The 453-nt window shown below is 59.8% G+C and carries 1 rRNA gene; it reads left to right on the top strand.

Annotated elements, in window-relative coordinates:
• Nucleotides 1-90: 90 nt before the first annotated feature.
• A 5S ribosomal RNA gene (rrf, locus tag K7G59_RS34455) occupies nucleotides 91-207 on the top strand.
• Nucleotides 208-453: the final 246 nt, after the last annotated feature.

The following is a 453-nucleotide window of genomic DNA, read 5'->3' as shown; positions in this document are numbered from 1 at the left end:
ATGTTCTGAGGCAACGAACAGTTGCCGGCTTTGAGCAGAACACATGAACACAAATGAAAAGTGTGCTTGTTCGCTCGAAACCATTAGGGTTTCGGTGGTCATAGCGTGAGGGAAACGCCCGGTTACATTTCGAACCCGGAAGCTAAGCCTCACAGCGCCGATGGTACTGCAGGGGGGACCCTGTGGGAGAGTAGGACGCCGCCGAACAATCTTTGGAGGACCCTTGGTCCCAGCGTTCAGCTGGGACCAAGGGTCCTTTTGTTTTTACAATACTTGCGGTACCGAAGACAGGAGTCACCGATGTCTACCAACTCTCCCGACGACCGACCGGAGCGCGACCAGCGGCGACGGGACAGTGGTGACCGCGGTGCTGGTGGCGGCTACCGCGGTGACCGCGGCGGCTTCCGGCGCGACAACGACCGCAACGACCGCGGCGGTTACGGTCGCCGCGAT

It is taken from the genome of Streptomyces sp. NK08204, from assembly GCF_020400585.1.
Taxonomy (GTDB): Bacteria; Actinomycetota; Actinomycetes; order Streptomycetales; family Streptomycetaceae; genus Streptomyces.
This window is presented reverse-complemented; position numbering and strand designations above follow the sequence as displayed.